Origin of the sequence: Desulfonauticus submarinus (assembly GCF_900104045.1) — a bacterium.
In the GTDB taxonomy this organism is placed as follows: Bacteria; Desulfobacterota; Desulfovibrionia; order Desulfovibrionales; family Desulfonatronovibrionaceae; genus Desulfonauticus; species Desulfonauticus submarinus.
This window is the reverse complement of sequence record NZ_FNIN01000006.1, coordinates 1-21495: the sequence shown is the minus strand read 5'-3', so window position 1 is coordinate 21495 and position 21495 is coordinate 1. Positions and strand designations below refer to the sequence as shown.

General features: G+C 31.1%; 18 protein-coding genes. 9 read left to right on the top strand and 9 right to left on the bottom strand.

The features are described from left to right. Positions 1-6 precede the first annotated feature (6 nt). The 6 genes from BLP60_RS06510 to carB are packed head-to-tail and all read right to left on the bottom strand — an operon-like array spanning position 7 to position 9458. Positions 7-948, bottom strand: coding sequence for a nucleoside recognition domain-containing protein (locus BLP60_RS06510; protein ID WP_092065246.1), 942 nt, complete (start codon positions 946-948; stop codon positions 7-9). Between the two features lie 3 nt (positions 949-951). Continuing rightward, positions 952-3288 (bottom strand): penicillin-binding protein 1A, encoded by a 2337-nt coding sequence (locus tag BLP60_RS06505; RefSeq protein WP_092065243.1) that lies wholly within the window; start codon positions 3286-3288, stop codon positions 952-954. Between the two features lie 5 nt (positions 3289-3293). After that, positions 3294-3848 carry a YkgJ family cysteine cluster protein gene (locus BLP60_RS06500; protein WP_092065240.1) on the bottom strand — a complete coding sequence of 185 codons (555 nt, stop codon included), beginning with the start codon at positions 3846-3848 and terminating at the stop codon, positions 3294-3296. A 20-nt stretch (positions 3849-3868) separates the two neighbouring features. Further along, positions 3869-4846 (bottom strand): KpsF/GutQ family sugar-phosphate isomerase, encoded by a 978-nt coding sequence (locus BLP60_RS06495; protein ID WP_234970968.1) that lies wholly within the window; start codon positions 4844-4846, stop codon positions 3869-3871. Between the two features lie 5 nt (positions 4847-4851). Then, entirely contained in the window at positions 4852-6234 is a 1383-nt protein-coding gene (gene purF, locus BLP60_RS06490) for an amidophosphoribosyltransferase (RefSeq protein WP_092065234.1), read from the bottom strand. A gap of 14 nt (positions 6235-6248) precedes the next feature. After that, positions 6249-9458 (bottom strand): carbamoyl-phosphate synthase large subunit, encoded by a 3210-nt coding sequence (gene carB / locus BLP60_RS06485; RefSeq protein WP_092065231.1) that lies wholly within the window; start codon positions 9456-9458, stop codon positions 6249-6251. A gap of 143 nt (positions 9459-9601) precedes the next feature. Here carB and BLP60_RS06480 point away from each other — a divergent pair, with 143 nt between their 5' ends. After that, positions 9602-9829, top strand: coding sequence for a FeoA family protein (locus BLP60_RS06480; protein WP_234970967.1), 228 nt, complete (start codon positions 9602-9604; stop codon positions 9827-9829). A gap of 3 nt (positions 9830-9832) precedes the next feature. Next, on the top strand, positions 9833-10384 hold the full coding sequence (locus BLP60_RS06475; protein WP_092065225.1) for a type I restriction enzyme HsdR N-terminal domain-containing protein: 552 nt from the start codon (positions 9833-9835) through the stop codon (positions 10382-10384). 8 nt (positions 10385-10392) lie between these two features. Here the strand turns inward: BLP60_RS06475 and BLP60_RS06470 are convergent, their stop codons facing one another. Both BLP60_RS06470 and BLP60_RS06465 read right to left on the bottom strand, forming a co-directional pair. After that, entirely contained in the window at positions 10393-11373 is a 981-nt protein-coding gene (locus tag BLP60_RS06470; protein ID WP_092065222.1) for a bifunctional heptose 7-phosphate kinase/heptose 1-phosphate adenyltransferase, read from the bottom strand. Beyond that, complete coding sequence (locus tag BLP60_RS06465; RefSeq protein ID WP_092065219.1) at positions 11374-12720, bottom strand: glycerate kinase type-2 family protein; 1347 nt, start codon at positions 12718-12720, stop codon at positions 11374-11376. Between the two features lie 95 nt (positions 12721-12815). Here BLP60_RS06465 and BLP60_RS06460 point away from each other — a divergent pair, with 95 nt between their 5' ends. The 7 genes from BLP60_RS06460 to BLP60_RS06430 all read left to right on the top strand — a co-directional run bounded on the left by BLP60_RS06460 (position 12816) and on the right by BLP60_RS06430 (position 21094). Next, entirely contained in the window at positions 12816-14087 is a 1272-nt protein-coding gene (locus BLP60_RS06460) for a glycosyltransferase family 4 protein (RefSeq protein ID WP_092065216.1), read from the top strand. Between the two features lie 347 nt (positions 14088-14434). Beyond that, positions 14435-16162 (top strand): alpha-amylase family glycosyl hydrolase, encoded by a 1728-nt coding sequence (locus BLP60_RS06455; RefSeq protein ID WP_092065213.1) that lies wholly within the window; start codon positions 14435-14437, stop codon positions 16160-16162. A 32-nt stretch (positions 16163-16194) separates the two neighbouring features. Then, on the top strand, positions 16195-16578 hold the full coding sequence (locus BLP60_RS06450) for a phosphomannose isomerase type II C-terminal cupin domain (protein ID WP_092065210.1): 384 nt from the start codon (positions 16195-16197) through the stop codon (positions 16576-16578). A gap of 33 nt (positions 16579-16611) precedes the next feature. Continuing rightward, complete coding sequence (locus tag BLP60_RS06445) at positions 16612-17781, top strand: zinc-binding metallopeptidase family protein (RefSeq protein WP_092065207.1); 1170 nt, start codon at positions 16612-16614, stop codon at positions 17779-17781. Then, positions 17757-18737: a glucosyl-3-phosphoglycerate synthase gene (locus BLP60_RS06440; RefSeq protein WP_200779117.1), complete on the top strand. Its 981-nt coding sequence runs from the start codon at positions 17757-17759 to the stop codon at positions 18735-18737. Before BLP60_RS06445 ends, BLP60_RS06440 begins: the two co-directional genes overlap by 25 nt. Before the next feature lie 8 nt (positions 18738-18745). Continuing rightward, on the top strand, positions 18746-20179 hold the full coding sequence (locus BLP60_RS06435) for a glycosyltransferase family protein (RefSeq protein WP_092065204.1): 1434 nt from the start codon (positions 18746-18748) through the stop codon (positions 20177-20179). Positions 20180-20224: 45 nt separating this feature from the next. Beyond that, on the top strand, positions 20225-21094 hold the full coding sequence (locus tag BLP60_RS06430; RefSeq protein WP_092065202.1) for an HAD family hydrolase: 870 nt from the start codon (positions 20225-20227) through the stop codon (positions 21092-21094). Positions 21095-21108: 14 nt separating this feature from the next. Here BLP60_RS06430 and BLP60_RS06425 read toward each other — a convergent pair. Continuing rightward, positions 21109-21495, bottom strand: a 387-nt coding sequence (locus BLP60_RS06425; RefSeq protein WP_200779116.1) for a PD-(D/E)XK nuclease domain-containing protein, incomplete at its 5' end; no start/stop codon positions are given.

Genomic DNA, 21495 nt, shown 5'->3' with positions numbered 1-21495 from the left:
CCTCCTTTAAGCATATAAAATTTTTTCTTTTAAATTGAGAGGTAAAATTTTCATTATTCTAACTATAATAGATACTATTAAAATAGACATTATGACTCGTATAAAAAGTATACCTGATAAATGTGCTCCTATAAATAGCATTAAAATAGTGTCTTCTATTATACTATGAGATAAACCCATTAAAGTTAATGATGTAAAAATTTCTTCTTTCGGTATTGTGCCAGATTTACTTTCTTCTATTAGAATTCCTCCACCATAAGATAATCCCATGGTTAAACCAACCATAGTTAATATAAGTCCTTTATCTTTTATATCTAATAAATTTAAAATTGGTTTTAATAGTTTATTAAATATATTTAATAGTTTTGTTTTTTCGATAAAATCTATAATTAATATTAAAATAAATATTATAAAAAATATATAAAACAAATTTTTTATTTGATTTATAGACCATATAAATAAATCATCGTTATGACTAATTGATAATATTATATTTGCTTTATCTTGTAATAAATTAAAATTACGATAAATATAGTTTAAAAAGAATCCTATTATTAAAGCACTGAAAAATCTACAAAAAAATTGGAATAACATTTTTGGACCTGATTTTTGTACAATTTTTAATTCTATAGGTAAAGAGTGAGCTATTAAAATAATAGTTGCTAATACTGTCATTTGAGCAATAGTCAAATTTTGACTTTCTGGTAAAGAAGTTAAGACTATAATTCCAGAATAAATATTATTTATCATTGCGGTAGCCCAAACTATACCCATGCTTCCTGGTAATCCCAATAAATTCATAATAGGTTTTAATATTTTTCCTATAATTGGTATTATATTAAAATATTCTAATATTTTTAATATAATAATGATAGGTATCATAATTTTTAAAAGATAAATCCATGTTGTAAAGGATTTTTTTAAGTTATTTTTTATTAATATAAACATATTCTAAAATATATTTTTTAATATATTTTCTTTATTTTGGTTAGAATTAAATTCGTCTGGTATATTGCTTATTTCTTTGGGTTCTGTTCCTTTTTTAAAGGGCAATAAATAAACTTCTTTACTTATAGGACTAGCTAGTTTTCCTGTTTGACCGTCTATTTTAAGCATTACAATATTATCTGGTTTTGGAAAATCTTGAATAGGATAATTAGGTTCTACTGCAAGTCTATAATTTACCCAAATAGGAGAAGCAGCTCTTGAGCCTGTTTCATATTTACCCATTGGCTTTACTTGATCAAAACCAACATATACGCCTGTAAGTAAATAAGGTGTAAAACCTATAAACCATGCATCTTGTTCATTATTAGTTGTGCCTGTTTTACCTGCAACTGGTCTTTTTAATACTTTTGCCCTCCAGCCAGTTCCATATTTGACTACTTGTTGTAAAAGATAAGTTATAATGTAGGCTGTGTCTGGAGATAAAGCTTCTTTTATTTGTGGAGTTACTTGATATAATATATCTCCCCAAGAATTTTTTACTTCTTTTACTAAATATGGTTCAATATAAGTTCCAAGACGTGCAAATGCTGTATAAGCTCTACAAAGTTCCCAAGGTGTTACAGGAACAGAACCTAAGCAAATGGATAAATCACTTGGAAAATTTTCTTCAATACCTAAAAGTTTTGCTCTTTTAATAATATTTTTAATTCCTATTTTAGATGCAATTCTAATAGTAACTAAATTTCTTGATTTTACCAATGCTGTTCTTAATAAAGTTGGTCCAAAAAATATTCCCTCAAAATTTTCTGGTTTCCAAGTAGAGTTTGTTGTTTTATCTTCATAAACTATGGGTGCGTCTAAAATAATAGAAGCAGGAGTGAATCCTTTATCTATTGCTACAGAATATACAATTGGTTTAAAAGCAGATCCTGGTTGTCTTTTTGCTTGAGTGACTCTATTGAATTGTGATTTAAAAAAATCGTATCCTCCAACTAAAGCTAAAACTTCTCCTGTTCGTGGGTCTAATGAAAAAATAGCTCCTTCTACTTCAGGCTCCTGTTCGAGAGATAATATCCAAAGATTATCTTTTTTTTCTTGTATAGATGCATAAACAATATCTCCTGCTTTTAAAACTTTGGTAGCATCTTTTATTCTAGGAACATCTTCAGGTGCTTTTGAAATATCTGGTGTTCTCGCCCAAGCCATACTCTCTACAGGAATAAAACCTTGTTCTTGTCCAAATTTGACCCACGCTCCTTTTGGTTTTACTTTTATAACTAAAACTTTTAACCATTCTCCGCTTTGTGGTATTAATAATTCTGGCTGAATAATTTGTTTTGATAAAAAATTACTATATTCTGTTGGAGAGAGATGTTTTAGAGGTCCTCTAAATCCTCTTCTTTTAGTTGAAGCAATAAGTCCTTTGCGAAGTGCATTTTTAGCAGCATTAAGATGCTCTAAATCAGCACATGTTTGAACAATAAGACCTCCTTTGTAAACTTTTTCTTCTCCGAATTTATTGATAAGCCACCGTCTAACTTCTTCTAAATAATAAGCACCTTGTTGCCATGAAGGATCACCAGATGATTTTAAAATAAGATGATAATTTAAAGCTTCATCATATTGTTTTTTAGATATCCATTTTAATTCTTTTAATCTTTTTAAAACATATCTCTGTCTTTTTTTAGCTAATTCAAAATGGTTATAAGGATTATATTTTGAAGGAGCTTTAGGTAAGCCAGCTAACATTGCTGCTTCTGCTAAATTCAAATCTTTAGCATGTTTTCCAAAATAAGTTCTTGCTGCAGCCTCTATTCCATAGGCTCCATGTCCTAAATATATTTGATTTAAATAAATAGTTAAAATTTCATTTTTATTTAAATATTTTTCTAAACGATAAGCTAAAATGATTTCTTTTAATTTTCTTTTATAACTTCTTTCTGGACTTAAAAGTAATGATTTGATGATTTGTTGTGTTATTGTACTTCCACCTTGCACTATCGTTCCTGCTTCTATATTTTTTATTGCTGCTCTAATTATTCCGACAATATCTACTCCTTCATGTTCATAAAAGTGAGAATCTTCTGCTGCTAGAAAAGATTTAATAACCCATGGAGATATTTCTTTTAATGATACTAAAAATCTTTTTTCTTTATAAAAATATCCAAGAACATGACCATTTTTAGTATAAACCGTTGTTACTAATGGTGGATTATAGTCTGTTATTTTTTTAAAATTTGGTAAATCTTTTTGAGCCCAAAAATAAATAAATAAAATACCACTAATACCTATGAATAATAAAATTAATGAAATTATAATAAAAATTTTTAATGATTTCATATTTATCACCCTACTTCTTCTAAAAGATTGTTTTTATATTGTTGATATAGAAAAAGTATTTCATCTTGTGATGTTTTAAATACTTTTAATAATTTAGATATACTTTTATATTTTTTTATAGCAAGACAATCCATATCATTAAAAATTATTATTTTGTTTTCAATTACCCAAAAGGGATAAATTTGACAAAAAAAAGGCCTTATTTTTCGTGGCAATGAACATCCTTGCTTACTCAGGAAGTAACACCTATCTTGTTTTAGTTTTAAGGTAAAGTGATAAAATTGAAAATTTTCCTTTTGTTGTTTTTGATTATTTAAATTATTTTTTATTTTAAATTTTTTTAGAATATTTTTTTTCTCTGTTGGAAATAGATTGATAAGTTTAGAAATAAAAAGATAATTATTTTCTTGTATATTAAAAAAATTATTATTTTTAATATACGTTTGTATTTTGTTAATTTCTTTTTTACTAAGAGAAAATAGAATATTATTTCCTCTATTAGTTATAGAACAACATGTTAAATTTGTTTTAGCACATTTAGTGCATATATTTTCATCCATTTATTTTTATTAAAATTTTATTATAAACTAAATTTTAACTTTCCTTTTCCTAATAAATCATGTAAATGTATAATTCCTAATAGAATTTTATCTTTATCGTTATTTATTACAGGAAGTACAGTTATTTGTTTTTCTTCCATAATATCTAAAGCTTTTGCTGCTTTTTCTGTTGATACAATAAATTTTGGATTTTTTGTCATAAAAAGAGATATATTTGAATGAAAATTTAATTTTCCTTGAGCAGCAAATCTTCTTAGGTCTCCATCAGTAAAAACACCTTTCAATTGTTTATGTTTATTTGCTATAATTACAATCCCTAAGTTAGCTTGATTCATAATTTTAAGTGCTTCTTCAAGAGATTTAGTTTCTTCTATTAATGGAATATTTGTATGCATTAAAGTTGTAATATTTTCAGCTAATCTTTGTCCTAAAAATCCTCCTGGATGATAGCGTTTAAAATCTTTTTCTTTAAATTCTTTTTTTTGAACAAGACAGGCTGCAAGGGCATCTCCAATCACCAATGTAGCAGTAGTACTTGATGTTGGAGCAAGATTAAGAGGGCATGCTTCTCTAGGAACTTTTACTTTTAATACTAAATTACATAATTTTCCTAAAGTAGAATTAGGGTTTGAGGTAATTCCTATTATTTTGAGTCCAAGGGATTTTAAGCTTGGTAAAATAGCATTTAATTCATCTGTTTCTCCACTATTAGAAATTGCTAAAATAATATCTTCTGGCCTCAGCATTCCTAAATCACCGTGAGCTCCTTCTACAGGATGAAGAAAAAACGCAGGAGTACCTGTACTACTTAAAGTAGCAGCAATTTTTCGGCCTACTAAGCCAGATTTACCAATTCCTGTAACAACAACTCTTCCTTTGCAGTTTGCCAGATAATCTATTGCTAAATCAAAGTTTGAATTTAAATCTAGTTGAACTTTTTTTAGACCTTCTATTTCGATCTCAAAGACTTGTTTTGCTATTTCACTCCATTTACTCATATTTTTTACCATTCTATGCAAAATTTACCACATTTTTGACCTGGTTTTAGGGGATATTCCTCATTAAAACAAGCCATACAAAAGTTATCTTGCCATTCAATAGACTTTTTTAATCCTTCTATTGTTAAGTAATGTAAACTATCTAAACCTATAAATCTGGCTATTTCATCAATTCTTTGACTGCTAGCAATCAATTCTCCTTTAGATGAAAAATCAATTCCAAAAAAACAAGGATAGCGAATAGGAGGACAACTTACTCGCATATGGATTTCTCGTGCCCCAAGTTCTCTTAATTTTTTTACTCTTGTTCTTATAGTTGTTCCTCTAACAATAGAATCTTCAACTATGATAATTTTTTTGTTTTTTATCATGCTGGCAACAGGATTTAATTTTACTCTTACCCCAAAATCTCTCATATCTTGAGATGGTTGAATAAACGTTCTTCCAACATAGTGATTTCGAATCATTGCCATTTCAAATGGAAGTTTAGATTCTTGGGCATAACCAATAGCTGCATATACTCCAGAATCTGGAAATGGCATTACAAAATCTGCTTCTATTGGAGATTCTTGGGCAAGAATTTCTCCCATCTTTTTCCTAGCTAAATATACAGGTTTATCAAAAATAATAGAGTCTGGTCTAGCAAAGTAGATTAATTCAAAAACACAAGGTGCTGGTTTTTCGGGTTCTGCAAATTGAAAACTACTCATTCTGTCATTTTCAATAACAATCATTTCTCCTGGTCGTATACATCTAATATATTCTGCTTCTAAAAGGTCAAACGCGCACGTTTCAGAGGCAAAGACATAAGAAGAGCCCATTTTCCCAATAGATAGAGGTCTAAATCCAAAAGGATCGCGTAGGGCTATAAGTTTATTGTTAACTAAAAGAAGTAAACTATAAGCTCCTTTGATTTTATTTAAAGCTTTAGCAAGGGCATTTTCTAGTGAATTGCCATTTAAATATTTTGCTAGAAGGTGGACTATTACTTCACTATCCATTGTAGTTTGAAAAATAATACCTTCATTTTCTAATTCTTGTCTGAGTTCCCATGTATTGATTAAGTTACCATTATGTCCAATAGCTATTTGTAAATCTTTAAAATGAACTAAAAAAGGTTGAGCGTTCCGTAATTGCGATGCTCCTGTTGTAGAATAGCGTACATGTCCAATAGCAATGTGTCCGAGTAGTTTTTTAAGATCGTTTTCTTGGAATACATCAGGAACAAGTCCCATTCCCTTGTGCTCAAAAGTTTTTTGTCCATCAAAAGTTACAATGCCAGCACTTTCTTGTCCTCGATGTTGAAGAGCATAAAGGCCAAAATAGGTCATCCTAGCCGCATCTTTATGTCCATAGATGCCAAATAATCCGCAACTTTCTTTTTTCATTGTTTTAAACCTTTTTAATTTTTATAATATTCTTGAATACTTTTAATATGAATCTTTTTTTCAAGTCTTTCTTGAATAGCCAGCGCCATAGCCTTAGCTGCTGAAATAGTGGTTGTGTATGGGATTTCATAAAGCAAGGCTGTTTGTCTTAAAGAAGAAGAGTCTCTTACCGTTTTTTTGCCCGAAGAGGTGTTTATAAGTAAATCTATATATCCATTTTTTATATAATCTATCGCATTTGGTCGACCTTCGTATACTTTATTTACGATCTGAACAGGAATATTATTTTTTTCTAAAAATTCTCCAGTACCTCTGGTAGCAATGATATTAAAACCTAGTTTATAAAAAATTTTAGCCACCTCTACACTAAAAGGTTTATCTCTATCATTTACAGATATAAATACATTCCCCTTTAAGGGCAAATTTTGTCCTGCTGCCATTTGAGCTTTTAAATAACTTAAGCCTACATGTTTATCAATGCCCATTACTTCGCCTGTAGAACGCATTTCTGGACCTAAAATAACATCAACTCCTGGGAAGCGATTAAATGGTAGAACTGCTTCTTTTACTGCAAAATACCCAGTACTAGGCTTTAAATAATCCTTGAGATTATCTAATTTTTCGCCACACATTACTTTGGTAGCTAGTTTTGCAAGAGGAACTCCTGTTGCTTTGCTCACAAAAGGAACTGTTCTAGAAGCTCTTGGGTTTACTTCTAAAATATAGATTTCATTATCTTTTACAGCAAATTGGATATTCATAAGACCAATTACATTTAATTCTTTAGCTAAAAGAATTGTTTGTCTCTGAATTTCTTTTATAATATCTACTGATAGGGTATGAGGTGGTAATACACATGCTGAATCTCCTGAATGAACTCCTGCTTCTTCTATATGCTCCATAATACCACCAATATATGTATTTATTCCATCACTTAATGCATCTACATCTACTTCTATTGCATTTTCTAAAAATTTATCTATTAAAACAGGATGTTTACTAGACACACAAATAGCTTTTTGGAAATAATTTTTTAAATCACATTCATCATATACAATTTCCATTGCCCGTCCGCCAAGTACATAAGAAGGCCTAACTACTATAGGGTATCCAATATTTTTAGCAATATTTAATGCATCTTCTAAAGAAAAAGCAGTACCATTTGCTGGTTGTTTTAAATTTAATTTTTCAAGCATTTGTTTGAAAAGTTCTCTATCTTCTGCGCGGTCAATACTTTTTGGGGATGTACCTAAAATTGGTACACCTGCTTCTAGGAGAGGAAGAGCTAAATTTAAGGGTGTTTGTCCACCGAATTGAACAATTACTCCATCAGGATTTTCAAACTCAATAATATTTAAAACATCTTCAAAGGTAAGTGGTTCAAAATAGAGTCTATCTGAAGTGTCATAATCTGTGCTTACTGTTTCTGGATTGGAATTAACCATAATGGATTTAATCCCCATTTCTTTTAGGGCAAAAGAGGCGTGGACACAACAATAGTCAAATTCTATACCTTGGCCGATCCTATTTGGTCCTCCTCCTAAGATTATTACTTTTTTCCCTTTTAAGGGTTTTACTTCTCTTCCTTGTTCGTATGTTGAATAAAAATAAGGAGTATAAGCTTCGAACTCAGCTGCGCAAGTATCTACTAAATAATAAGTAGGTTCTATTTGATTTGCTTTTCTAAGATTACGGATTTCTGATTGCTTTTGCTTGAATATAGTAGCTAGTTGTTTATCTGAAAATCCATATTCTTTTGCCTTTTTTAATAGGTTTAAGTCTTTTTGAATAACTTCATAGTTAATTTGTCTTAATTTATTTTCTAAAGAAATAATTTCTTTGATTTGGTTTAAAAACCAGGGGTCTATTTTCGTTAATTTATATACTTCTTGAATGGAAAATTTTTCTAGACCTTCTTTAAGATAAAGCAATCTATTTGAATGGGGGTTTCTTAATAATATTTTTAATTCTTCGTTATCTATGGCCTTTTTAGGTTGCTCATATCCATCAAGTCCGACCTCTAAAGAGCGAAATCCTTTTTGAAGGGCCTCTTTAAAAGTACGCCCAATGGCCATTGTTTCCCCTACACTTTTCATTGCAGTATTTAATTCATCTTTAGACCCAGGAAATTTTTCAAAAGTGAAACGAGGTATTTTTACTACACAATAGTCAATAGTTGGTTCAAAAGATGCTACAGTTTCTTTAGTTATATCGTTTGGAATTTCATCTAAGGTATATCCTATAGCTAGTTTAGCAGCTATTTTAGCTATAGGAAAACCAGTTGCTTTTGAAGCTAGAGCAGAAGACCGTGAAACTCTAGGATTCATTTCAATAACTACCATCTCGCCATTTGTAGGATTAATAGCAAACTGAACATTTGAACCACCTGTTTCTACACCAATTTCTCGCATAATGGCAAAAGCAGCGTCTCGCATTTGTTGATATTCTTTATCAGTCAAAGTTTGGGCTGGGGCTACAGTGATAGAATCTCCTGTATGGACTCCCATTGGGTCGATATTTTCAATAGAGCATACAATTACGCAATTGTCTTTTTTATCTCGCATTACTTCTAATTCAAACTCTTTCCAGCCCAAGACAGATTCTTCTAACATAACTTCATGTTTCATACTCACAGCTAGTCCATGAGAGGCAATATTCTTTAATTCTTCTAGGTTATAGGCAATACCTCCTCCTGTGCCACCTAAAGTAAAGGCTGGTCTTACAATAATAGGAAAAGGAATTTTTTCTGCCAGATGTAAGACTTCTTCCATAGAACGAGCAATGCCACTTTTAGGCACTTTAAGCCCTATTTTATCCATAGCAGCTTTAAATAGTTCTCTACTTTCTGCTTTTTTTATAGCATCTAAAGATGCTCCAATGAGCTCCACATTATATTCTTCTAAAATTCCTTGTTCTGCTAAGGCAACAGAAACATTTAAGCCTGTTTGTCCTCCTAGAGTTGGTAGAAGTGCATCTGGTTTTTCTTTGGCAATAATTTTAGCAACAATTTCAGGTACAAGGGGTTCAATATAAGTAGAATCAGCAAGTTCAGGATCTGTCATAATAGTTGCAGGATTGGAATTTATTAAAATAACTTCATAGCCTTCTTCTTTTAAGGCTTTCACTGCTTGGGTTCCAGAGTAATCAAATTCACACGCTTGGCCTATTACAATGGGACCAGAGCCAATTAATAAAATTTTTTTCAGGTCTGTTCTTTTAGGCATATTTTCCCCTAAGATTCTGTTTTTCAGGTTAATTTAAAATTTCTCGCCACACCTGAAAAGAGTAATGTAGTTTGATAACTTGACAGGGTCAATCTCTAACTTTAGATTTAAGTTAGTTTTAACAAATTTTTAGGTGTAAAATGATGAGTCCTAAGCCATTATCCAAATTTCCTCCAGGAACAAAAGTAAAGATAGTTAGTTTTTGTGGTGGATGTAGATTACGGGGAAGAATGTGTGCTCTAGGTATTTTCCCTGGAGTAGAGATAGAAGTGAGTAGGTCGTGTCCTTTACAAATAAAAGTAAAAGATAGTACTTTACTTTTAGGTAAAGGAGCAGGAGAAAAGATTTTAGGTATACCTATTGAGGAGTAATTTATGCATGAAGTGAGTTTAAATCAAACTATTAAAGATTATTTGACAGGCAAAGAGATAGAACTAACGACTTTTGAGGATATTAGGCAAGCCCTAGCTAAGATGTTAGTAGAGGAAAAAGGTTATCCTAAAGAATATATTGTTCCAAAAGAACAGATAGAATTGATTTTAGAGGATGAAATATTTCCTATTACTTTAGATTTTGTGGTATATGATGAGCAAAAAAATCCTCTTTTACTTTTGGCATTTTGTTTTGGTGAAATAGCTTCTTTTGTTCGTCAATATATAGCTGTTGCTCGCCTCCATGTTCCTTTTATTCCCTTAATTTTACTAACAGATACAAAAGATGCTTATTTAATTCAGAGTGGAGATAAAAAGGTTTTACAAAGAGGATATTTTGGCATTCCAACCTATCAAGAACTAAAGGAATTAGCAAAAAAAGCTCCTTCTTTTTCTTTAGATGAGAAAAAGAAAAAAGCAGAAACTTGCCTTGCTCATGCTTATTTTGCCTTAAGTGGTCCGTGCTGTTCTGCTACAGGAACGTGCGATAAATAGATGTACCTTTAATTAAGTTTTGTTAGTTTAATTTTAGGACTGTTTTGAATGTGTTTTTTTATTGCTTGAAGAGATGTAGTAGCAGTTCCCACTTGCGCTACTACTAATCCAGCAGCATAATTGGCTAAAATAGCGGAAGAAATTAAATCTAAATTATTAGCTAAGCCAATTGCTAAAACAGCTATTACAGTATCTCCAGCCCCTGTAACATCAAAAACTTTTTGAGCGCATGTTGGTAGATGATAAATTGGTTCATTTTTTTGAAAAATTGCCATGCCTTGCGGACCCAAAGTAATAATAAGATTTTCTAGATCAAATTTGGAAATAATTATTTTGCCGGCTTTGATTAACGTATTAGTATCTGTAATTTTTAAATTAGCGGCTTGTTCTGCTTCTTTTTTATTTGGAGTTAATAAATAGAATCCTTTATAAAAGGGATAGTTTTTGGCTTTTGGATCCACAATAAGTTTTTTCGTCTGAAGCATTTCTAATATTTCTGGACAAATACATCCTTTTCCATAATCTGATATTATTATATATTGTTGTTGTATTTTATCTATTTGTTGTTTTATTGCCAATAACTCTTCAGAAGTTAGATAGGAATCAGATTCTCTATCAATTCTAATCATTTGTTGGTTTTGAGCCAACACCCTTGTTTTTAATGTAGTGCTTCTTTGTAAAGATTGATGTAAAAAAAATTTTATATTATTATGTTTTAATAGTTGTTTTATTTTTTGACCATAGTCATCTTTACCAATAATACTAAACAGAATAGGACTAGAGGATAATGATTTAATATTACAAGCTACATTTCCTGCTCCTCCAAGCATAAATTCATCTTTTATTATTTTAACAACAGGAACAGGTGCTTCAGGAGATATACGCTCAACTTCTCCCCAGCTATAATGATCTAACATTATATCTCCTATAATTGGAATATGAACTTTTTTTATTTTATTTAATTTTTCTAAGATGTCTTTTTTGTGCATTTAATCTTCCTTTGTAGAAATAATAATCTGCATATCCATTACATTGGTAAAGGTAGGTCCAGTAATTAATAATGTATTAATAGCTTTAAAAAAATTATAACTATCGTGTAATTCTAAAAACTTTTTTCCATCAATATTTTTTTGAGAAGCGTAAGGTATAGTAGTACCATCTACTATTGCTCCAGCAGCATCAGTTGGTCCATCTGTACCATCTGTTCCAGCAGAAAGAAGATAGAGATGATCTAAATTTTGAATTTCTAGAGCAAAAGCAAGTGCTAATTCTTGATTTCTCCCACCTTTTCCGTGTTTTTGGGTTAGATGGACAGTTGTTTCTCCTCCGCAAAGAAGACAACATGGAGGCGCAAGAGGATGATTACTTTTAAGTGTTTCTTTAGCAATGCTTGCTAAAAATTTTCCTGCTTCTTTTGCTTCCCCTTGTAAGGAAGAAGTTAAAATAATGGTTTTGTATCCTAACTGCTTTGCTTTATGGGCTGCCTTTAAAAGAGCTTTTAGATTAGATGCTAAAATAATATTTTTTACTTTTTGAAAACATTTATCTGTTGATTTTGGGGTTTCTGATAGGTGGCCTTTAAGAGCTTCTTGAAAGTAGGATTTTAAAGAAGAAGAAAGCTTATCCCAAAGAGAGTATTTATCTAAAATAAAGGCACAATCTTGCCAAGTAGAAGAGTCAGCAGTAGTAGGTCCAGAGCCTATTACATCTAATTTATCACCTATTACATCACTGATAATTAGTGAGACAAGAGTAGAGGGGTAGATAGCTTTAGCTAAGTGTCCTCCTTTTATAGCGCTTAAATGTTTGCGAATAGCGTTAATTTCATTAATATTAGCTCCAGATTCTAGTAGTAGAGAAGTAATTAATTGTTTTTCTTTCAAGGATATGTTTTTTTGGGGAAGAACCATAAGAGAACTGGCTCCTCCTGAAAGCAAAAAAATAAAAAGGGTATGTTTTGAACGATATTGATTGATAAGTTTTAGGATTTTTTGTCCAGCTAAAAGACTATTTTGATCAGGAACAGGATGACCAGCTTCAATGATTTCAATTTTTTTTAAATTGCAGCTATGTCCATATTTTGTACTTATAAGGCCTTTGGTAATAAATCCTTCTAAAATATTTTCTAGGCTTTGGGCCATAAGTGCACTTGCTTTGCCTGCACCTAGCACAACAATGTGTTTGAAAAGAGACAAGTCAAAAGTTTGTTGTTCTATTTTTAATAAGGGGTAGTTAAAATTGATGCTGCTAGGAATAATCGTGGTGGGCTTGACAGCTTCAAGACCTGTATGAAAAATCTCTAGAAGGTGTTTTTTAATTTTTTTTTGATTTGGCATTTCATTTGCTTGACATAATATAAAATACTTGACTAGGCAAAACTTGCATAAGAATATTTAGCATTCACGATAAATGTCAACTAAAAGATGAAAATATGAGAAGAGAACTTGTTTCTAAAATAGGATTTGTTTCAACTCGCTTTGCGGGAACAGATGGGGTTTCTTTAGAAGCTGCAAAGTGGGCAGAAGTGCTCACACAAGAAGGGTATGAATGTTTTTGGTATGCAGGCCTTTTAGAAAAAGAAAAAGGCATCTATATGTGCGTACCAGAAGCATATTTTAAACATCCAGAAAATGAATGGATTAATCAAAAAATTTGGGGACACACCCATAGAACAAGTAATGTTACTCGTAGGATTCATGATTTGGCAGAATATTTAAAACATACGCTTTATGACTTTGTAAAAGAATTTGATATAGATTTATTAATTATTGAAAATGCTCTAACTATACCTATGCATCTTCCCTTGGGTCTTGCCATTACAGAATTTCTCTCTGAAACAGTTATGCCAGCAATTGCCCACCATCATGATTTTTATTGGGAAAGAAGTAGGTTTCAGGTAAACTGTGTACCAGATTTTTTAGATATGGCCTTTCCCCCTAGAGATTTATATCTTCAACATGTAGTTATTAATCAGACAGCAAGAGAAGAATTGGCTTTACGTAAAGGAGTTTCTTCTCTTTTAATTCCAAATGTGATTAATTTTCATAAACCACCGTCTCCTCCTGATGAGTACGCTTCAGACATTAGACAAGAAATAGGTTTAGAACCAGAAGATAAACTCATTTTACAACCAACAAGGGTAGTACCAAGAAAAGGTATAGAACATAGTATAAATTTACTTCAGCGCTTAAAAGACCCTCATTGTAAGTTAATTGTTTCGCATCCTGCAGGAGATGAGGGAAGTGAATATCAATTCCAACTGTTAGAATTAGCTAAATCAGTTGGGGTAGATATTCGTTTTTTTGGAGATAGAGTAAATTATAAACGGCATGTTAATTGTTATGGTAAAAAGATTTATATTCTTTCAGATATATATCAGCAAGCAGATTTAGTTATTTATCCAAGTATTTATGAAGGATTTGGCAATGCTTTATTAGAAGCCTTTTATTATAAAGTTCCGATTATTGTAAATAGATATCCTGTATGGGTTAGGGATATTGAACCAAAAGGATTCAAAGTTCCTGTAATGGATGGATTTATAACAGATTATGTTTTAAAAGAAGCAAAGAAGTTGTTATACGACAAAGAATATTGTCAAAAAATAACAAATTATAATTTTAATCTAGCAGAGCGTTATTATAGTTATACAATCTTAAGATATGGTTTAAATACTTTAATTCAAAATATTTACCACCAAGTATAATAAGTAATTATTTTAATCATTTCTTTTTCTTTTTATTTTAACAGATAGCTTATTAATTAAGTGCTTTATTTATCTTTAATCCCATAAATTTATTCCTTTCCTTTTTAATTTAGATATCATTTATTGTTTAGCTTAGATAAGTAGTGTAACACTTTTAAATTCAAAAAGATGTTATTTTTTTAATTTTTTCTTAAATGGCTACATTTAGTTAATATAGTTAAACGTAGATAAATATTCCATTTAATATTTTAAGTAAAAAATAGATAAAATTTTTATTTTTTTCTTGCTTTTTTGATTAAAAATGAGTTTAATTAATGGCTAAAAATAATAGTTAAAAGGGGTTTAGTATGTGGAGGTTATCTTATTCTTTTCGGAACAGAGTAAAAAATAGATTAAGTTTTCTTTATGGTGAAAAAAGGGTTAATAGACTCTTAGAGAGGTTAGGTCTTTTGGCCTCAAGATATCATGATTTAAAAGAAAGAATAAAGTGTTGTCATTTATGGGATGAACATACTACTTTAATTATAACTTATCCTGATATGATTAGTTTACCTGGAGAAAAGCCTTTAGTTACTTTGGATAGATTTTTGACAGATTTTTTACAAGATGTAGTAGAGGGAGTGCATATATTACCATTTTTTCCATATAGTTCGGATGAAGGTTTTTCTGTGATCGATTATAAGCGGGTTAATCCAGACTGTGGGGAGTGGGAAGATATTGAGAATATTGCTAAAAAGTTTCGATTAATGGTTGATTTAGTGTTGAATCATGTTTCTAGGTGCTCTACTTGGTTTCAGGATTATTTAAGTGGGATAGCGCCAAGTATTAATTATTTTATTGAAATAGATCCAAAAACAGATCTATCAATGGTAATTCGTCCGAGGACTTCTCCTTTGCTAACAAAAGTAAAAACAGTTTTTGGTGAACGTTATGTTTGGACTACTTTTAGTCCAGATCAGGTTGATTTAAATTATTCACATCCTGATTTATTAATGGAAATGTTAGAAATTTTGCTTTTTTATATTTCCAAGGGAGCTAGAATTATTCGTTTAGATGCTATTGCCTATTTATGGAAGAAAATAGGAACAACTTGTTTAAATTTACCAGAAACTCATGAAGTTGTTAAACTTTTTCGCGATATTATAGAATATTTAGCTCCAGGGGTAATTTTACTTACTGAAACTAACCTCCCTCACCATGAAAATGTTAGTTATTTTGGAGAGGGAGATGAAGCTCATATGGTATATCAATTTGCTCTTCCTCCTTTGCTGTTATATACTATCCATAAAGAAAATGCAGCAGTGCTTACTAATTGGGCTAAAACAGTAAGTATTTGTCCTAAGAATTGTACTTTTTTGAATTTTACAGCCTCTCATGATGGAATAGGTGTTAGACCCTTAGAATCTTTAGTAGATAATTCAGAAATAGAAGAATTAGTGAATATTGTTCATACCTTAGGAGGGCTGGTATCTTTTCGCCAAACCCCTACAGGTGCTAAACCCTATGAATTAAATATAACTTATTTTGATGCCTTAAAGGATCCTCAAAAACCAGAGGATTTGCAGTGGCAGATTAAAAGGTTTTTATGTTCTCAAATTATAATGTTAGGTTTAAAAGGAGTTCCAGCTATATATTTTCATAGTCTTATTGGTAGTTCAAATAATTATGAAGGTGTTCAAAAAACAGGACAAAATCGTTCTATTAATAGAGCTAGACTGGATGATAGATATTTAAGAGAAAGTTTAAATAATGCAGAAACAAAGGAATGGAAAGTTTTTAATGCATATAAACAGCTTTTAAAAATAAGAAGAGAACATACAGCATTTCATCCAGATTCATTTCAAAGAGTATTGGATTCTAATGAGAGTATTTTTGCTTTTGAGCGTACTTCTTTAAATAAGAAAGAACGCATTTATTGTGTTCATAATATTTCTTCTAAGCCCCAGAAGTTTGCTTTACCTGGAGAGGTAAAGAATATTCAAGATTTACTTGGTGGGATATGTGGTCATGAGTTAAAGATAGAATCAAATAATGTTTTTTTAGAGCCTTATCAATGTTGTTGGATTAAGTGCTGATATTTTTATAATTTTTAAAATAGGAGGAAAATATGACTGCAAAAATAGAAAAAAAAGTTTTTGAACAACTTACAGAATATCGTCCGTGGGGTAGTTTTACTATTTTAGCTGATGAAGATGATCATAAAGTAAAGCGCATAGAGGTAAATCCTGGGCAGCGTTTATCTTTACAAAGGCACAAATATAGACAGGAACATTGGATAATAATTAGTGGAGAAGCGTTAGTAACATTAGATAATCAAAAAATAACCTTAAAAAAAGGAGAATCTGTTGATATAGCAAGGGGACAAGTTCATAGAGTAGAGAATAAAGGTAAAAAGCCTGTAGTATTTATTGAAGTTCAGCTAGGAGACTATTTTGGCGAAGACGATATAGAGCGTTTAGAAGATGATTATGGAAGGATTGAGGAAAAATAAGTTAAATTTTTATAAATCTTAGAGGGTTTTCCTATGATTGATAGCCAAATGAGTAAAATTTTGGAAGAGGTGAGAACTTTTCCTTTGGAATTAGAGAAGCTAAAAGAAATAGTATTGGCTAATTTAGTTTTAATTGGAGAGATTCCTGCTCCTACAGGAGAAGAGCAACAGCGGATTTCTTTTGTAATGGAGAGAATGGTAGAGTATGGGGTAGAAATGTGTGCTACAGATGAACTTGGCAATGGATTAGCTTTTCTTCCTGGTCGTAAGGGAAAACAAACCATTTTAATTGTGGCTCATGCAGATACACCTTTTCCAGCTAATGTTGACCATACTTTTAGTGTCAATTCAACAGAAGTTCATGGGCCAGGAGTGGCAGATAATAGTTTAGGGGTAGCTGTATTGACCTCTTTGCCTTTTTTATTGGATAAGTTAAAAATTCAGTTAGAAAGTAATCTTCTTTTACTAACCTCTGTTAGAAATTTGAATCAAGGGAATCAAGAAGGATTGAAGTTTTTTTTAGCAAACAGCAAGCAGCCTATAGATGTGGGAATTGTTTTAGAAGGAGCTCCATTAGGTAGATTAAATTTTAAATCTATTGCCTCTTTGGGTGGATTGGTATCATGTCAAATTAATAGACGTATTAGTCAAGAAAGTGCTATAAAAATTTTGTGTCAGGTTATTTCTAGTTTAAATTCTATCCCTCTGCCTCAAGAAACCCATACTTTCTTAACCTTGGGTGCTATACAGGCAGGTGTTTCTTATAAATATCCTGCAAGACATGGAAGGTTGCAATTTCAGGTACGTAGCAGTTCAGATGATACGATAAAAGAGATAACAGGGATTATTTATAATCTTCTGGACAATATATCTCAACAACCTGGAGTTTCAGCACATTTTAGACAAATAGCTAGTTCTAAGTGTGGGGGGGTTGATTCTAATCACCCTTTGGTCTTATGTGCTCGAAAAATTCACGAAGTTTTAAAAATTACGCCGCAAGATAGTATATACAGTCCAGCAGTATCTGCCTTTGTGGAACATAAAATACCTGCCTTGTGTATTGGTCTTACTGAGGCAGAAAACGTTAATTATGAAGATGAATTTATAGAAATAGAACCTCTTATAGTAGGTATTGCTCAGCTTATTGGAATTTTAATGGCAATAGATGGAGGAAGACAGTGCAAAACATCAACGCGTGGTTAGAATCTAATACCTTTCACCATAGTCAATTTAAGGACGTTGCTAGACTTGTACAGGAAAAAGAGAAACAAAATATTACTATTTCTGTTTGTATTCCCACTTTAAATGAAGAAAAGACCATTGGAAAAGAAGTGGTGATTTTTAAATCTGAACTAATGGATAGATATCCTTTAATTGATGAGTTAGCTGTTATAGATTCTGGCTCTACAGATAGAACTTTAGAGGTAGCAGCTTCGTTTGGTGCAGATGTATATCTTTCTGCAGATATTTTGCCAGAAATGGGGGCTAAAAGAGGGAAGGGTGAGAATTTATGGAAAGCTATTTATCAGTTAAAAGGAGATATTATTGTTTATGTAGATGCGGATATAAAAAATATTCATCCTAGATTTGTGTATGGTTTGGTGGCTCCTTTAATTTTTAGACCTGAAATAAAATATGTAAAAGCGTTTTATGATAGACCCTTGGCTTTGTCTGGCCAGGTAAGGCCCTCAGGAGGAGGACGAGTTACAGAGATTTTGATTCGGCCTTTATTTTCTCTATTTTTCCCTGAGTTAACAGCATTAATTCAACCTTTATCAGGAGAATATGCGGCAAGACGAGAAATTTTGGAGAGCATTCCTTTTCCTATAGGTTATGGAGTAGAAACCTCTCATTTAATAGATGTTTATTCCAAATGGGGATTAGAAGCTTTAGCTCAAACAGATTTAAATAGAAGAGTCCATAGACACCAAGATACAAGAGATTTAGGTAAAATGGCGTTTGGTATTTTAAGGGTATTTTTTAATCGTTTGAAGCATACCAAAAATTTAGATTGTTTGCCACATTTACCTACGTTATTTAGGCAATTTCAGGCTAGAGGTGAACAATATGAACAGGTTGTTTATGAGATATTTGAAGAAGAAAGACCTCCTATGATAGAGTTAGAAGCTTATCAAAAAAAAAGAAATTCCCAAAAATAGTTTTTTAAATGATGAAAGTAGCAATTGTTCACTATCATTTAAAAAAGGGAGGAGTCACTTCTGTTATTTTAAATACTCTTCTTTCATGTTCTTCTGAGGTAAAATTTTTAATTTTAGTTGGAGAACGGCCAGAAGTCCCTGTTTCTAGTAACTGGATAGAAATCCCTGGTCTTGCTTATGAAGATAAAAGACCAGATATTTCAGTGTCTAATTTGGTGTCTCAGATGGAACAAGCTTGTAAAGATTTTTTTGGGACATTGCCAGACCTTTGGCATTTTCACAATCACTGCTTAGGTAAAAATTTGCTAGTTCCTAAAGTAGTTTGGAAATTGGCTCAAAAAGGATACCCTTTGCTTTTGCAAGTGCATGATTTTCCAGAAGATGGTAGGGCAAATAACTATCAAGCAATGCTTGATAAAATAGGAGAAAATAAGAGGGAGCTTTTGGCTAAATTTTTGTATCCTATTGGAGAACACATTCATTATGCCCTATTAAATCAAAGAGATGTTCATTTTTTGCAAAGAGCTGGCGCGCCTGAAAAAAATGTTCATTTTTTGCCCAATCCTGTTGCTTTTAATTCTTTTACCCCTAGGTCTAAAAAAGAGATTTTTCCCAATAAGCGTTTTTGGTTGTATCCTACAAGGGCAATTAGAAGAAAAAATATAGGCGAATTTATTTTTTGGGCAATTATTTATCAAGATGATATTTTTGCTACTACAAGAGTGCCTGAAAACCCTAGATTTTGGCCATTTTTTTTGAGATGGAAAAAATTTGTTCACACAAAAAATATAAAAAATGTTTATTTTGAGTTAGCTGCTAAGTATGGTTTTGAAAATGTATTAAATAGTGCAGATGTATTACTTACAACTAGTGTAAGCGAAGGCTTTGGTTTAGTATTTTTAGAGCCATGGCTGAAAAATAAGCCTCTGGCAGGTCGAGATTTGCCTGAAATAACTTTAGATTTTAAACAAAAAGGTGTTTTTTTAGAAAATCTTTATCAAAGACTAGATATTCCTTTAGAATGGTTAGATTCTAATTTGATTTGGGAAAAATTACAAAAGGGTCTTCAATACAGTTTTAGGGCTTATGGCTTAACTCCTAAAAAGGACGACTTTGATTTGACTTGGTCTTCTTGGGTAAAAGATAATAAAATAGATTTTGGTTGTTTAGATGAAGATCTTCAAGAATATGTTTTAAAAAGTATTTTAAAGGATAAAACAAATAGGCTTTTGTTTTCTTTGGAATTAAGACAAGATAAAATTGAAGAAAATAAAAGATATATAGAAAAAAAGTTTGGTTATCTATCTTATAAAAAGCGTCTATGTACAATTTATAATAAAGTAGGATTGTCGTCAGCTTCTTCTTTATCATCTTTAGATGGTATGGTTTTGTTAAAATTATTTTTATCGCCTCAAAGATTTAAGCTTTTAATAATACATTGATTTTTTATTTTTTAGATATGTAAATTAAATATTAAATGGTAATTTATGGAAATAAATTCTTTAAAAGATTTGATTTTAAAAAATAGCAAGCCGCTTATTCCTTTAAAAGTAGACTCAAGTTTATTACCCGACATTCAACAAATTAATTTCAAAGGTATTAAAGCTGTAATTTTTGATGTTTATGGAACTATTTTAATTTCAGGAGCAGGAGATATAGGTTGTGAAGTAAAGTGTGTAGATGCTCTTTATAATACTTTTAAATTTTTTAAAATAAAAAATATATCTTTTACTAAAGAAAAATTATGGAATATATTTTATGATATTATTTTAAATGACCATCAACAAAAAAAAGAAAAAGGAATTTTATATCCCGAAGTAAATATTTTGGAGATTTGGGAATTATTTTTAGATAGAATAAGTATCCAACTAAATAGAAAAGAAATACAAAAATTTACTCTATATTATGAATTAGCTGTAAATCCTTGCTGGCCAATGCCAGATTTAATAGATGTGTTGATTTGGTTAAAACAAAAAGGAATTCGTTTAGGTATTATTTCAAATGCTCAGTTTTATACCCCACTGATTTTAGAGACACTTTTGGGCAAGGACTTACAGTCCTTGGGCTTTAGTTTGGATATGTGCGTTTGGTCTTACTTAGAAGGCAGGGCAAAGCCAGATATTTTTCTTTTTGAAAAATTAGAAAAGGTGCTTGATAATTGTTCTCCAGAAGAAATTTTATATATTGGTAATGATAGGTTAAAAGATATTTGGCCTGCTTTTTTAAGGGGCTGGAAGACAATTTTGTTTGCAGGAGATAAACGTTCTTTTAGATGGAGAGGTAACTTAAAAAAACTTGCTAATTGCAGACCAAATGGACTTATTTTAAAACTATCTCAAATTAAAAGTATTTTGTAGATTTGGTTGGATAGTTATTCATCTTCCTTAACCCAGACTTCTTTTCCATCAGAGACAATGGCGAGTTTGGTGATGTTGTTATAACCTTGGGCTAAGAGTTCCTTTTCATAGCCTCTGTCATTTATTTGCTTTAAGGCTTCTTGAATGGCTTTTTTAGGATCTTTGTGTTTGGTTTTGTTTAAACTCTTAAGCTCTAAAATAAAGGCTGGTTTTTGTTTGTCTTTTGGTTTTACCATTACATCATATCTGCCATACCCACTTTCTCTGTTAGTGGTAACTTTATATTCTGGCTCCAGTCCAATTAACATTCCAGCAATAAAGCCAAGATAGACATTTTCAGGGTCTTTTCCTTTGGCATCAAAATAAGATAAAGTAGAAACCACAAAATCATTTAAAATAAG